Annotated in this window: 14 protein-coding genes and 1 riboswitch; of the genes, 2 read left to right on the top strand and 12 right to left on the bottom strand. The window is 55.4% G+C overall.

The genetic code is table 11. The features are described 5' to 3' along the window. Positions 1–68 precede the first annotated feature (68 nt). The 5 genes from Q3F21_RS03130 to Q3F21_RS03150 are packed head-to-tail and all read right to left on the bottom strand — an operon-like array spanning position 69 to position 4200. A complete protein-coding gene (locus tag Q3F21_RS03130) occupies positions 69–896 on the bottom strand; it encodes a carbohydrate ABC transporter permease (RefSeq protein WP_340250009.1) in 828 nt (275 codons plus the stop codon). Between the two features lie 43 nt (positions 897–939). Further along, positions 940–1893, bottom strand: a complete 954-nt coding sequence (locus Q3F21_RS03135; RefSeq protein WP_340250010.1) for a carbohydrate ABC transporter permease — start codon at positions 1891–1893, stop codon at positions 940–942. Then, positions 1893–2960: an ABC transporter ATP-binding protein gene (locus Q3F21_RS03140; RefSeq protein WP_340250011.1), complete on the bottom strand. Its 1068-nt coding sequence runs from the start codon at positions 2958–2960 to the stop codon at positions 1893–1895. The genes Q3F21_RS03135 and Q3F21_RS03140 overlap by 1 nt, the downstream gene beginning before the upstream one ends. A 3-nt stretch (positions 2961–2963) precedes the next feature. Next, on the bottom strand, positions 2964–3620 hold the full coding sequence (locus Q3F21_RS03145; RefSeq protein ID WP_340250012.1) for an HAD-IA family hydrolase: 657 nt from the start codon (positions 3618–3620) through the stop codon (positions 2964–2966). Then, on the bottom strand, positions 3598–4200 hold the full coding sequence (locus tag Q3F21_RS03150; protein ID WP_340250013.1) for a glycerol-3-phosphate responsive antiterminator: 603 nt from the start codon (positions 4198–4200) through the stop codon (positions 3598–3600). Before Q3F21_RS03150 ends, Q3F21_RS03145 begins: the two co-directional genes overlap by 23 nt. Positions 4201–4437: 237 nt before the next feature. Here Q3F21_RS03150 and Q3F21_RS03155 point away from each other — a divergent pair, with 237 nt between their 5' ends. Continuing rightward, complete coding sequence (locus tag Q3F21_RS03155; RefSeq protein ID WP_340250014.1) at positions 4438–4569, top strand: hypothetical protein; 132 nt, start codon at positions 4438–4440, stop codon at positions 4567–4569. Between the two features lie 256 nt (positions 4570–4825). Further along, positions 4826–4909: a putative holin-like toxin gene (locus tag Q3F21_RS27380; RefSeq protein ID WP_425341205.1), complete on the top strand. Its 84-nt coding sequence runs from the start codon at positions 4826–4828 to the stop codon at positions 4907–4909. 291 nt (positions 4910–5200) lie between these two features. Here Q3F21_RS27380 and Q3F21_RS03160 read toward each other — a convergent pair whose 3' ends face one another. From Q3F21_RS03160 to Q3F21_RS03190, 7 genes are all read right to left on the bottom strand, one after another. Next, positions 5201–5923 carry a nucleoside phosphorylase gene (locus Q3F21_RS03160; protein ID WP_340250015.1) on the bottom strand — a complete coding sequence of 241 codons (723 nt, stop codon included), beginning with the start codon at positions 5921–5923 and terminating at the stop codon, positions 5201–5203. Between the two features lies 1 nt (position 5924). Continuing rightward, complete coding sequence (locus Q3F21_RS03165) at positions 5925–6587, bottom strand: sulfite oxidase-like oxidoreductase (protein ID WP_340250016.1); 663 nt, start codon at positions 6585–6587, stop codon at positions 5925–5927. 58 nt (positions 6588–6645) lie between these two features. After that, positions 6646–7563 (bottom strand): ABC transporter permease, encoded by a 918-nt coding sequence (locus Q3F21_RS03170; RefSeq protein WP_340250017.1) that lies wholly within the window; start codon positions 7561–7563, stop codon positions 6646–6648. Beyond that, positions 7550–8620 (bottom strand): ABC transporter permease, encoded by a 1071-nt coding sequence (locus tag Q3F21_RS03175; RefSeq protein WP_340250018.1) that lies wholly within the window; start codon positions 8618–8620, stop codon positions 7550–7552. Before Q3F21_RS03175 ends, Q3F21_RS03170 begins: the two co-directional genes overlap by 14 nt. After that, entirely contained in the window at positions 8595–10124 is a 1530-nt protein-coding gene (locus Q3F21_RS03180) for an ABC transporter ATP-binding protein (RefSeq protein WP_340250019.1), read from the bottom strand. Before Q3F21_RS03180 ends, Q3F21_RS03175 begins: the two co-directional genes overlap by 26 nt. Positions 10125–10207: 83 nt before the next feature. Continuing rightward, positions 10208–11239, bottom strand: coding sequence for a BMP family lipoprotein (locus Q3F21_RS03185; protein ID WP_340250020.1), 1032 nt, complete (start codon positions 11237–11239; stop codon positions 10208–10210). A gap of 205 nt (positions 11240–11444) precedes the next feature. Beyond that, a riboswitch (SAM riboswitch) is annotated at positions 11445–11559 on the bottom strand. A gap of 89 nt (positions 11560–11648) precedes the next feature. Further along, on the bottom strand, positions 11649–13121 hold the full coding sequence (locus Q3F21_RS03190) for a methyl-accepting chemotaxis protein (RefSeq protein WP_340250021.1): 1473 nt from the start codon (positions 13119–13121) through the stop codon (positions 11649–11651). Between the last annotated feature and the right edge of the window lie 2 nt (positions 13122–13123).

The following is a 13123-nucleotide window of genomic DNA, read 5'->3' on the forward strand; positions in this document are numbered from 1 at the left end:
GCTCTTGTCAAAGCAGGCTCTTCCCTTGGGAAGGTTCATTGTTCATTGTTCATTGTCACTGTCCCTTTTCACTTGGACTGATACACAAACGCGCTGATGATGTGCCGCTGGGCGAAGAAGAAGATCACCAGGATCGGGAGTACGAGAATCATGTTGCCCGCCATGATCACGTTCCACAGCTTGCCGCCCTCCGCCGCCTTCAGCATGGAGATCCCGATCGGCAGCGTCCGCACCTCGTTGCTGTTGGTCATGATCAGCGGCCAGAAATAGTCGTTCCAGTGATAGATGAAGCTGAACAGGCCAAAGGTAACGAGGACCGGCTTTGCCATCGGCACCATGATCGTCCACATGATTTTCCACTCGGATGCGTTGTCGAGCCGCGCCGCTTCGATCACCTCATCCGGCACCTGCATGAAGGACTGGCGCAGCAGGAAGATGCCGAAAGCGCTGGCCCCGTAGGGAAGGATCAACGCCCACAAGGTGTTTACCAATCCCCAGTGGCTCATTTCCACGTACACCGGCAAAAAAATCACCTGCGCCGGAATCATCAGGGCGATCAGCGTCAATCCGAATAAAGCTTCTCTCCCGCGAAAGCGATAGCGGGCAAACGCGTACGCCGCCGGCACTCCCGTCAGAAGCTGCAGCACCAGTATCCCGGCGGCCACGAGAAAGCTGTTCCAGACGTAGGTCAGAAATGGCCCGGAGCTCCAGGCAATTTCGAAGTTTTGAAACTGCCACGATTCCGGCCACCAGGTCGGCGGAAATTGGTACACCTCCGGCATGGTCTTGAAAGCCGTCAGGAACATCCAGAGAAACGGAAACACGAAGATCAGGGCCACAGCCGCAAGCAGCAGCCATTCCACCGTTTTCCACGCCGTCAAACCGGCTTGTCGCATGTTGTCTCCTCCTTCCTCTCAATTTTGGCTCGTTTTATACTTTTTAGCGGTAGTGAACACGTTTTTCCATGATCCGGAAATGCAAAATCGTCAGCAATCCAACGAGGCCGAGCAGGATGACGGAGGCTGCCGACGCGACGCCGCCGTTGTAAAAATCCATGCCTTGCTCGTAGATGTAGAAGACGAGCATGTTGGTGCTGTTGACCGGTCCGCCCTGCGTCATGATGTAGATCGTGTCAAACACCTGAAACGAAGAGATCGTATTGATCACCAGCAAAAAGAACAGCGTGGGCGAAAGCATCGGGATCGTGATGCGGGTCAGTGTCCGCCACCACGGCGAGCGGTCCAGGGAAGCGGCCTCGTATATGTCCCGGGGAATGCTTTGCAGTCCGGCGATAAACACGAGCGTATTGTAGCCGACGCCTTTCCAGACGCTGACGATGATTAGGGACAGCAAGGCGCTTTTTGTGTCCGCCAGCCAGGTGTAGCCGGGCAGGCCGATAAACTCCAGAAGCGCATTGAGCAGACCGTACTGCGGGTCCATCAGCCACATCCAGAGCATCGCCACCGACACCAGTGAGATGATATGCGGACTGAAGACCGCCGCCTGCACCAGCCCGAAAATCTTGGCTTTGCGGTTCAGCCAGAGCGCCAGGAAAAAGGAGAGCCCAATGCCCAGCGCAACGGTGGAAATCGTGTAGGCGAGCGTCGTTCCGAGCACCTGGCGAAAATCCGTATCCTGAAAGAGCGCCGTAAAGTTGGCCAGACCCACCCACTCGATCTCGTCCAAATTCAGCAGCGACCAGTCGTGAAACGAGAGGTAGATCACATAGGCGATCGGAAAGAAGAAGAAGACGCCGAAAAAGGCCAATGCTGGTGTGACATACAGATAGGGACGGATCGTTTCAAACAGATTCAGCCTTGCTTTGGTTGCTTCCGTTTGTACCAGAGCATGACCGGAAGCTGTCATTTCGTGTGCGGCTGCTGCTTTTCGCATCAGACCACCCCACCGGCCATGATTTGCTGTCTGACTCCGTTTTCCGCGCGTGCCACCCGTTTCCCGGTCGTTCGGTCAAACACGTAGATACTCGACAGCGGCACCGTTGCATGGACGGCCGATCCCGCATCCAGAAGCGATTCGGTATCCGTCTTGACCACGACCCGTCCTTTGTCCGTCTCGACGTGATACAGCGTATCGGATCCGAGAATCTCTCTGGAGAGAATATGTCCGCGCATATCCATTGCGTCGGCGTGAGCGACAGAGGAGACCCCTGCGTGACGGAGCAGCGCCTTTTCCGGGCGAAATCCCCAGACCTGGTCTTCGCGCCCTGCCGCCGGAACGATATTCATCGCGGGAGAGCCGATAAACTGGGCCACGAACAGATTGTCCGGTTCCCGATACAGATCCATCGGCGCCGCCACCTGCATGATCTGCCCTTCGTTCATCACGACGATCTGGTCGCCCATCGTCATCGCTTCCACCTGGTCGTGCGTCACGTAGATAAACGTGCTGCCGAGCTGCTTGTGAAGGCTGGTCAGCTCTACCCGCATCTGGTTTCGCAGCTTGGCGTCGAGATTGGACAGCGGTTCGTCCATCAGGAAAACCTGCGGCTTTTTGACCATCGCTCTGGCAAGTGCGACGCGCTGACGCTGGCCGCCGGAAAGCTGCGAAGGCTTCCGCTTCAAATAAGGAGCAAGTCCCACGACCTCGGCGATTTCCTCAACCAGCACCTGGCATTCCTTCTTGGAATAGCCGCGATTCCGAAGCCCGTAAGAGATGTTGTCGCAGACGCTCATCGTCGGATAGAGCGCGTAATTTTGGAAGACCATGGCCACATCCCGTTTTCCCGGCGGCAGATGGTTGACCGGCTGTTCCCCGATCAAAATCTCTCCTCCCGTCGCCTGCTCTAGTCCGGCAATCATCCGCAGCGTCGTCGATTTGCCGCATCCTGACGGACCGACCAGCACGGTAAAGGAGCCATCCGGAATCACCAGATCGAGACTCTTGACCACTTTCTGGCCATTGAACTCCTTCGTCACCTGTTTCAACACCACTTTTGCCACCTGTCATTCCCCTCCCTGTGCCTTCACAGCCAGCATCTCTTCGGCAAAGCTGCGAAAATCGGCATATCGGTAGTCCGGCGATACGTAGTTCCATTCTTCTGCACCGTACCATTCCAGCACCACTGATTTGACGCCCGCCCCTACAGCAGCCAGGACGTCATATCGGCTGTCGCCAATCATCAGCGCCTGCTCCGGCTGCATTCCCAGCAAGGACAGCGCTTTTTCAACCGGCTCGGCGGACGGCTTGCCACGCGAAACATCGTCTACGCTGACAACAGCCTCGAACAGCTCGGATAAGCCCGCCAGTTCCAGCCCGGCAACCGCAAACTCGCGTTGTTTATTCGTCACGACAGCGAGACGGAAGCCCGCTTTTTTCAACCGTTCCAAATCCTCGCGAACATGGGGAAATAGGCGGACATGCTCCGCATGATGGTCGCGGATATACGAGAAGTAGCTGTCCATTACCGCTTTGCGGTCGTACTCCTCCCCGGCTGCGGCGGCCAGAAAATCATCAAAGGACTCCCCGAACCGCCCCACCAGATCTTTCCTCGTAAAAACGCCCGGGGCGAAGCGTTCCGCCGTGTGAGCTACCGCGTCAATGACCGCTTCTCTGCTGTCCAGCAAGGTACCGTCCAGATCAAACAACAGGCATGGATACATCGGCAAGACACTCCTTCCATAGTGAATAGCTGCCCACAGAAACGGCTGCGGCCCCGTATTGCAATGCGGTCTCCATTTGTTCACGTTTGCGGATCAGCCCGCCCGCTATAATCGGCGTGCCCTTCAGCTCCTGCGCGTACTCCGCGATGAATTCCGGGAGCAGCGCCGGCATGAGCTCTACGGCATCGGGCTGCGTTTCCTTGACCGATAAAAGGCCGGACTTGAGCGCGTCGCTATCTACCAGAAAGAGCCGCTGAATCGTCAAAAGCTTTTCTTTTTTCGCCAGCTTGATCAGCGTGTTGCGGGTGGTCACGATCCCGTCCGGCTTGACGTAGTGGGCGACAAACGCGACGCCTTCCCGGTCGTAGCTGATACCTCCGATCCGTTCCAGATGCAGAAAGACCGGAACATCGTGACTTTTGAAGAAGTCGACGTAGCGCTTGATGACGCCGATGTTTCCCGTAGACAGGACGACCGCGCCGACCTCGGCTTCCGCCGCCTTTTCGAGATATTTGGGCTCTTTCACCGACGCGATCATTTTTTGCCGGGCCAGACGCTCGTAAAATTCCGCTTGATTCATTTCGGTTCCCCTCCTTTTTGCAAAACGAAAAACCCCGCGACAAGACAATTGCCAAAGACTTTATGGGAAAGTGCTTGGTAATGAATGTCGGGGGTTTCTCCAGGGCTCCAACCGAACGGTCTATTCACTTGTTATTTAGAATGATAACGGGGTTTCGTTAAGAGAACGTGAATGTACGGTTAATGTTGTGAAAGGAGTCTGTTAAGAAAAGTGGTAGGTCCGACTTTGGGGGAGGAGATGAAACAGAAGAAAAAAGCTCCAGGCTCGGTGGGACACTGCGTGGGGGCTTCACTGTCCGGCTCCATTTCAAAAGCGGGACTGCGTCCAAAAGCGGATTATTCAGGAAGCATCTCAGAGGTTGGACGCTAAATGCGTGTCCCGCTTTTTCCATTCCGCCTGGGATGTGTCCCAAAGGCCTTCGCTTTTTTCTTCTGTTTCATCTCTCAAGCTTTTGTTTTTTACGTTCTTTTTTGAGTGAATTTGAGAAGGGTGATACATTAAGCTGCCAATAAAAAAGTGCATCCACATCGGATGCACAGGTGTTATAATCTTCCATGTACAATAGAATCGGCTCCTCAAGGGTGGTCGGCTCACTCCTATTCCATAATGGAAGGGGGTGAGAGATGTGACAGTATTCGAAGCGATCTCGCTGATGCTTGCTTTCGGCTTATTAATCGTAGCTATACTGTCCTTCCACAAAAAGAAGTAGATCACCCTTGAGTTTGGCAACCCGGTGATCTACTTCCCGCAAGTTTGAGCCGCCCCTGAAAAGGGGACGACTATTGTACTGCCGTCGGTGTAGCAGCACCGGCGGTCTTTTATTTAGTATATGCAATAGGTGCGAAAGAACAACGTCAGCTTCTGTTACCTCTAATATTACCACAAACTCATTATATAATATAAAAATAATTGTTTGCACTTGATTGAACCAATCTTTATGTAAACCGCCTGTTTCATTTGTGCAAACAAGATACCAAAGCTATTCTTATTACCTAACTACCTACTCCACCGCCACAATCGCATCCAGCGCGATGCGCGCCTCGGCTTCGATCGCCTTCCGGGTAAAGTCTGTGTGCGGGTCGTACGTCTCCAGCAGGTCGGCGTCGGCGTATCCGTCGATCGCCAGGATCGAGCCGGCCTTCATGCCGCGCAGCGAAGAGATGACGAACAGCGCGGTGTTCTCCATTTCCACGGCCAGTACGCCTGCCTTTTGGTAGAGCTTGTGGGGGAACTCCACCACGCCGCTGTAAAACACATCGAGCGTCAGCGTGATGCCTTCCGCGACGTGAAGACCGGTATTTTGCTTTTCCGCGGCTGCGACCAGAGCATCTACCACTCGGCGGTTGGCTACAGCGGGAAAGCCGGGAGGAACGAGCTGGCTGGTCAGTCCGTCCTGGCGCACCGCCGCCGAGCTGATCACCAGACTGCCTGGCTCGATCTCTTTCTGATAAGAGCCGGCGGTGCCGACGCGGATGATCACCTTCACTCCGCCCTTGGCGAGCTCTTCAAAACAGACCGCCGCTCCCGGCGAGCCGACGCCGTGACTGGCGACCGCTACTTCTGTGCCGTTCCACTTCCCTTTGTAGCTGTGGTATTCGCGATTTTCCGCGATCAGGGTGCTCCCCTCCAGCAGCTCGGCGATGCGGGCGGCCCGCTTCGGGTCTCCGCAAACAATCGCTCGCTTCGGCAACTGTTCCGGATTGATTTTCAAATTAGGCAGCATCTCAATCAAACTCCTTTTTCTCCCATTCGTCTTCCGGGATCGGCAGCGCTTCGCCGGAGAACCGCTCTTCGCGGAACGGGTCTCCGTTCAGATGAAAGCCGTTCTGTTCCCAAAAGCCGGGTCTGTTTTCCTTGGTAAATTCAATCCCCCGCAGCCATTTCACGCTTTTCCAAAAGTAGAGGTGGGGCACGATCATGCGCAGCGGCCATCCGTGCTTGTCCGTCAACGGCTCTCCGTCAAAGGAATGGGCCAGCAGGACGTCATTCCGATCCAGATCGGACAAAGCCAGGTTGGCCGTATATCCGTGGTCGCCGTGCAGCATGACGTACTCGCCCTTCGGCACGATGCCCGCAGCTTTCAAAAAGTCGCAAAACCGGACGCCTTCAAATCGGTTGTCAAAGCGGGACCACCGGGTCACGCAATGAATGTCGCACGTCAGTACACTTTGCCGCATGGCCCGGATTTCCTCGTATCCAAGCGTCACTTCCCGCTCCACTTCCCCAAACACCCGAAGCGTCCATGTCTGCAGATCGTAGACCGGAACCTCCCCTTCGTGCAGGATCGGAAATCTCTCCGTCAGCACCTGACCCGGCGGCAGCCTTATTGCCAAAGCAGGGTCTACGGCCGGCACCTTCATCCGTTTAATTCGATCTGCCTTGTTCATCCGAGCCTCTCCCCTTTATGTCGTAGATGAAAATGTTCATACTCCGCTCCGCTATCAGCTATCGCGTGCTTTGCTGGCTGGAATTAGCCGACGAAGCGCCCTTGTCCTTCAGGAAAAACATCGCCGCGATCGTCAGAGCATACGGCAGCATGGCGGTAAACTGCGTCGGCAGCGAAAAGCCTTGCAGACGAATACTCAAGGCGTCCATCAAGCCAAACAGGAAGCTGGAGGCGACGATGCCGAGCGGATGGGCTTGCCCCAGCATCATCGCCACCAGTGCGATAAAGCCGCGCCCTGCCGTCATGCCTTCCGTAAACATCGTAACCTGTCCGAGCGACAGCTGGGCTCCCGCCATCCCGCACAGCACGCCGCACATGACGATGGCCAGCACCTGCAGACGAGTCGCTTTCAGCCCCAGGCTTCGGGCTGCGGTCGTGTTCATGCCGACAGCCAGCACGCGAAAGCCGGTAACGGTCCGGGTGAAGAAAAGATGCAGCAGAACCGCAGCCAAAAAGGCGAGGTAAACCAGCGGAGAATGCCCGGAAAATATATCACCCATCACGGGAATATCCTTGATCAGCGGGATTTGCCACTGCGGCAGCCCAGCCATGTCCTTGTCGTAAAAAGCGCCTTTTACATCAAAGATGGCGCGCAGGGCAAACGTGGTCAGCCCCAGCCCGAGGAAGTTGATCGCGACACCGACGACGATCTCATTGGCCCGCAGGCCGATCGTCATATACGCAAACAACAGCGAAAACAGTACGGTCACGAGAGCCGCAAACAGCAAAGCCAGCAGCAGGCTCCCGGTAAAGTGGTTGCCGACGATGGCGGAAAATGCGCCAACCAGGATCAGCCCCTCCAGACCGACGTTGAAGATACCGACGCGCGAGCAGAGCGCCCCGCCCAGAGCGGCAAGCAAAATCGGCGTCACCATGCGGATGGTGGAACTGACGAGGGACCAGTCAAACAGCTCCATGAGATTCCCTCCTCTTGTTGTTGCGATTTTTCCACCAGTCATAACTGAATTTAGCTGATATAAACAAAATTAAAACTGCTTGAATCACACTGGCCAGCTCCAACGGCACATCCGTATTCCGTTCCACGCCCATGGCACCGGTCTGCAGTGCCGCGAGCAGCAAGGAAGTAAACACGACGCCAATCGGGTGGGAATTCGCCAGCAAGGTCGCCATCAGCCCGGTCCAGGCGAAGTTCGGGAGCGTCAGGGCGCCTTCCACATACCGATAGTGCGAGCCCAATACCTCGACAGTTCCGGCCAATCCGGCCAGTCCGCCACTGAAAAACATGCCTGTGAGCATGACCCGTACTCTGTTCACCCCGCCATACCGGGAAAAGAACGGGTTTTGCCCGAGCATTTTCACCTCGTACCCGAACGGGGTAAAGCGGATGACGAAAAAGATCAAAAGAGCGGCGGCCAAGGCAAACAGAAAGCCGGCATGGACGCTCATCCCGGCGAACAGCTTGGGCAGCCAGACGCTTTTTTCCAGCATCGGGGTCTGGGCCATGGCAGCCGATCCGGTTTTGTCCTGGAACGGCTCGCTGACGAGGTAGCCAGCAAACAAGACGGCCACATAGTTCAGCAGCAGAGAGGAAATCAGCAATTGAATCCGGAAGCGCGCCTCCAAATACCCGGCAAAAAGCGACCACAGCCCGCCGGCAAGCACGCCGGCGAGAAGGGCGGCAACCATTTTGACGAATCCCGGCGCAGGTAAATACAGCGCCACCAATGTCGCGCTGATCGCTCCCGTCACCATCTGCCCCTCGGCCCCCAGGTTAAAAACCCCGGCTCGGAAAGCGAGCGACAAGCCCAATCCGATCAGCATGATCGGCGTGGCCCGGGCCAGAGTGGAAGTAAGGAAATAAAAGCTGCCAAACGCTCCTTTCCACATCTCTTGATACGTACCGATAATCGACTCGCCCACAGCGGCGATGACAAGCGCGCCTGTCAACAGGCCGATGATCACTGCCAGCAGCGGCTGAACCAACGATTTACATAGCTGCTTGACTGCTGCCATATACGCTTCCTCCTGCCATCAACACGCTGATTTTCTCCTCCGTCGCTTCCGAACGCATCAGCTCCCCGGCGATCCTCCCTTTGTACATCACCAGAATCCGGTCGGACAGCGCCAAAATTTCCGTCAATTCAGACGAGACGAGCAGAATGCCGTCTCCGTTGTTTCGCTTTTCCAGCAGAGCCTGATGGATGTATTCCATCGCTCCGATGTCAACGCCGCGGGTAGGCTCGGCCGCGATCAGCAGCGGTGTATTCTGTCCCAGTTCCCTGGCGACGATCAGCTTTTGCAGATTGCCTCCGGAAAGATTTCCTGCCTGCTCTTTCAAATGAAGCGAGCCTGTCTTGATCGCGAACCGCTCGACCCACTCTTCCACGACACGGCGGAATTTGCTTCGCAAAACGATGCCGCGGCGGGTGTACGCCGGCTTTCGCTGATAGCCCATCAGCGCGTTTTCCTCGACGCTTTCCAGTTTTGCTGTTCCCCACAGGTAGCGGTCTTCGGGAATGTGGGCCAATCCCGCCTCGCGAATCGCCGCCACCGACTGGCCGGTCACGTCCTTTTCTCCCAGGTAGATCTTCCCTTCCGCGACGGTCCGAAGCCCGGTCAATGCCTCCAAAAGCTCCGATTGCCCGTTGCCGGAAACCCCGGCGATCCCGACGATCTCCCCATGATGAACGGTAAACGTCACATTGTCCACAACCGTTTGCTTTTCCCGGACGCTCAGGCCTTGCACCCCCAAAAGCGGCTTTCCTTCCAGACTGACCCGGTCGCTGAGCTGCTGCAGCTCGCGGCCGACCATCAGGCGAGCGAGATCGTCGGCATTGGTCTCGCTTCGGGAAACCGTACCGGTCACGCGCCCTCCGCGCAGGACTGTGATGCGATCCGCTGCCTCCATGACCTCCTGGAGCTTGTGCGTGATCAAAATGACGCTTTTGCCGCTTTCGGCCAAATGGCGGATCGTCTGCAGCAGTTCCTTTACCTCCAGCGGCGTGAGCACCGCCGTCGGCTCGTCCAGCACGATAATATCCGCGCCCTGATACAGCACCTTGAGGATTTCCACACGCTGCTGCTCCCCTACGGAGCAGCTGGATACCTTGGCGTTCTCGTCGATCGGTATCCGGTAGCGTTCGCTGAGCGAGCGGACGGCACTTGCCGCTTCCTTTCGCTGAAACAGCCCGTTGCGCTTCGGCTCGTAGCCGATCACGATATTTTCCGCAACGGTGAAGTCGGCAAACAGCATGAAGTGCTGGTGAACCATGCCAATCCCGTGGCGGATCGCGTCTTCCGGTCCGCGAAAGACGACCGGCTTGCCATTTACTGCGATTTCTCCTGCAGTGGGCTGCTCCATTCCGTACAGCATTCGCATCAGCGTCGTTTTTCCTGCCCCGTTTTCTCCGACGATCGCATGGACTTCCCCTTCTTTCAACGTAAACGAGACGTTGTCATTGGCGGTAAAATTGCCGTAACGCTTGGTCATGCCCCGCATTTCCAGTCGGTTCGCCACTTTCTTCCCTCCCTCTTTTTTCCTCCCAGTAGAGCAGGAAACCGACTACGCTCGGGTAGCCGGTTTTCGAATCAGCGCTTTCGTTATTGTTTCAGCGGGTCCGTAACGGTCCTCGTCCCTGCAACGATCTCATCCTTGATCGCTTTCACTTTGCTGACGACCTCTTCTCCAATGAACGCGTTCAGCGGCGTTTTGCTGTCGTGTGTTACGTAGGTTACGCCGACGCCGTTCTCTTTCAGTCCGTAGGCGACTACGCCCGGCTTCAGGCTGCCGTCCACAAAGGCCTTCACCGTTTCGTACACGGCGGAGTCCGTTCCCTTCGGCTGAGACAGGACGATGTGCTCAGGATCGATGCTGGTGCGGTCAACGTCCTGGCCGGAGGTGTAGAAGCCTTTTTCCTTAGCTGCCTCAAACACCCCAAGATCTCCTACAGCTGCTGCGCCATAGATAAAGTCCGCCCCTTTTGAAGCCTGCAGCAGCGCCAGTTCCTTCGCTTTTGCCGGGTCGCTGAAGCTGCCGACGTAGTTGATCTGCACTTCCGCGTTCGGATTGGTTGCCTTCAGACCTTCCTGGAAACCGACTGTCCATTTCTTCAGGATCGGAATGTCCATCGCCGCGACGATCCCCACCTTGCTGCTTTTGGTTGCCAGGCCGGCAGCCGCTCCGACCAGGTAAGCAGCCTCTTGCTCGCGGAACATCACGCTGCGGACGTTGGGCAAATCGACTTGCGTATCGATGATGGCAAAGGTGCGGTCAGGATTTTCTGTCGCTACCTTTTTCAGCGCATCCTCCGCTTCAAAGGAAGACGTGATGATCAAATCGTATTGTTCTGCCACTGCCACACGGATATTCTCCTCGATGGCTCCGTGGTCTGTGGACTCAATCGTCTTGACGTCCACTCCGAATTCCTGAGCGGCTTTTTTCGCTCCATCGTCCATCTGCTGGAAGAACGGGTTTACCCCGATTTTCTCCGGAAGCACCAGCGCGATCCGCTTTTTCGCCGTCTCCTGTCCGCCTGTCTGGGCTTGTCCCTTGTCTTCGGGAGCGCTGCTGCTTGTCGAGCACCCGGCAGTCAGTAAAGCAAATGTCGTTACTGCCAAAAGCAATTTTTTCATGGTGTCCTCTCTCCTATCGCAATTCCGAACAGTAATATTCGTTTTTGTAATAATTACTTGATGAAAAAAGCATTTAACTTAGTAAATAACCCTTTAAACACGAATCATATTATATTTAAAAATCATAATGTTCGTCAAAAACCCCCCTTTGAACAAAGAAAAAACTCTTCCCGGAGGAAGAGTTTGCCGTATATCGCCAACCTCTTCCTCATCTCTCAGAACCCAAACAGGTTCTGTAGGAATTGGCACCTTTCTGTGCACGTGTGCACAGTGGTTGCCGGGCTTCATCGGGCCAGTCCCTCCGCCGCTCTTGATAAGGTAAGGTGAAACTATTTAATTGATAATGAATTCATTCTAGCAGATCAAATGAAAAAAGCAATTGTTTTTTCTGTAATTTCAAACATTGCGATTATCGCTGAAACGATTTCTGCAGCTTCGTGGACAAGGCGTTCAGCTCGCCCAGCTCCTCGGTGATCTCCCGCACCTTTTGATGCTGGTTTTCTGCCGTAGCAAACAATTCCTCCAGGTTGGCGACAGACTCCTCGGTAACAGCCGTAATCGTAGACATCTCGGCCGCCACTTCCCCGGAGCGCATTTTCACGCGATCCATGCTCGTGCGGACATGCTCAACCGCCTCCAGGAACGCTTCCATGCCTGCCCGGACTGTCTCGATGGAGGCGACTGTCTCCACCGCCAGCTCCTGTCCTTTTGCTACCGACACTTCGCCTGTGCTCATGTGCTTCACGGCATTTTCGCTCTCATGATGCAGCGACTGCAATATTTCGGCGATCTCCTGCGTGGCTGTCGCGCTTTGCTCAGCCAGCTTGCGCACCTCGTCCGCCACCACAGCGAAGCCTCGCCCATGCTCTCCCGCCCGCGCCGATTCGATCGCCGCATTCAGTGCGAGAAGGTTCGTCTGCGTGGCGATTTGGTTGATCGTCTGGACGATTTCCTCGACCTTGTTGGCCTGCTTGTTCAGCTGGCGGATCGTCGCAGACGCCACATTGACCGCCTGGACGATTTGCTCCATCTGCCGGGAAAGCTCGTTCATCATGCCGATGCTGCCTGCCAGACGGCGGCTGTTTTGATCCGCTTCTACCTTCATGACACTAGCTTGTTCGTTGACAGTGACAATTTCCTGGTCGATCGACTGCACTTCTTCCTCGATCTTCACAGTGGAATTGGCCTGAGACTCCATTCCGGTCGCCACTTCCTTAAAGGCGATCATCATTTCATCCGTGTTGCGTCTGGTCGTCTCGGCATGCTCATGGACATGCACGGAGGTACGCTCCACTTGCTCCGTTACCATTTTGATATTCTGCAGCAATTCTTCAAGGCGCTGCTCCTTGTCTTCGGCTTCCCTTCTCGCGCTGTCCGCTTTTGCCAGCGACGCTTGTCCAGCCAGACAGAGATAGGTGAGTCCCGCGATCATCAGGACGAAAGCGACGATACGCAGCAGCAGATTGACTTCGGAAAAATCGCCGTCAAACAGCTGGTAAGAGCCGGTGTAAAACCCGATTAACGTCGCGGCAATCTGCATCGCGCCAGCCGATACGATCAGCTTCCAGTCGAGATAGGCCGCCAAAAAGCCGAGCACGATGAACGCGAGAAAAGAGATCTCTTGAAGCGGGGTATAGTGGTCAAATGCGATAGAATAATAGAGGAATCCAATTCCGACCAAATACCGGATCAAGTAGCTGTCCTTGCGAATGAAGTACAGCGGCGAAACGATCAGCGTTGCCAGCAATCCAGCGGAGGTGACCTTCCAGAAATTCACGTCCATCTGGTACGCGATCCAACCGGCGATCCAGAGATGATTCCATAAAATAAAAATCATAAAGCCTTCCTTGTTCGTCAAGGTGTTGCGAACCAACTGAAACATAT

The organism is Brevibacillus borstelensis (genome assembly GCF_037834415.1).
In the GTDB taxonomy this organism is placed as follows: Bacteria; Bacillota; Bacilli; order Brevibacillales; family Brevibacillaceae; genus Brevibacillus; species Brevibacillus borstelensis_A.

Coding starts and splice junctions, on each gene's coding strand:
- Q3F21_RS03130 (WP_340250009.1), bottom strand. CDS start 896: ATGCGACAAGCCGGTTTGACGGCGTGGAAAACGGTGGAATGGCTGCTG.
- Q3F21_RS03135 (WP_340250010.1), bottom strand. CDS start 1,893: ATGCGAAAAGCAGCAGCCGCACACGAAATGACAGCTTCCGGTCATGCT.
- Q3F21_RS03145 (WP_340250012.1), bottom strand. CDS start 3,620: ATGTATCCATGCCTGTTGTTTGATCTGGACGGTACCTTGCTGGACAGC.
- Q3F21_RS03150 (WP_340250013.1), bottom strand. CDS start 4,200: ATGAATCAAGCGGAATTTTACGAGCGTCTGGCCCGGCAAAAAATGATC.
- Q3F21_RS03155 (WP_340250014.1), top strand. CDS start 4,438: ATGAAACAGAAGAAAAAAGCTCCAGGCTCGGTGGGACACTGCGTGGGG.
- Q3F21_RS03160 (WP_340250015.1), bottom strand. CDS start 5,923: ATGCTGCCTAATTTGAAAATCAATCCGGAACAGTTGCCGAAGCGAGCG.
- Q3F21_RS03165 (WP_340250016.1), bottom strand. CDS start 6,587: ATGAACAAGGCAGATCGAATTAAACGGATGAAGGTGCCGGCCGTAGAC.
- Q3F21_RS03170 (WP_340250017.1), bottom strand. CDS start 7,563: ATGGAGCTGTTTGACTGGTCCCTCGTCAGTTCCACCATCCGCATGGTG.
- Q3F21_RS03175 (WP_340250018.1), bottom strand. CDS start 8,620: ATGGCAGCAGTCAAGCAGCTATGTAAATCGTTGGTTCAGCCGCTGCTG.
- Q3F21_RS03185 (WP_340250020.1), bottom strand. CDS start 11,239: ATGAAAAAATTGCTTTTGGCAGTAACGACATTTGCTTTACTGACTGCC.
- Q3F21_RS03190 (WP_340250021.1), bottom strand. CDS start 13,121: ATGTTTCAGTTGGTTCGCAACACCTTGACGAACAAGGAAGGCTTTATG.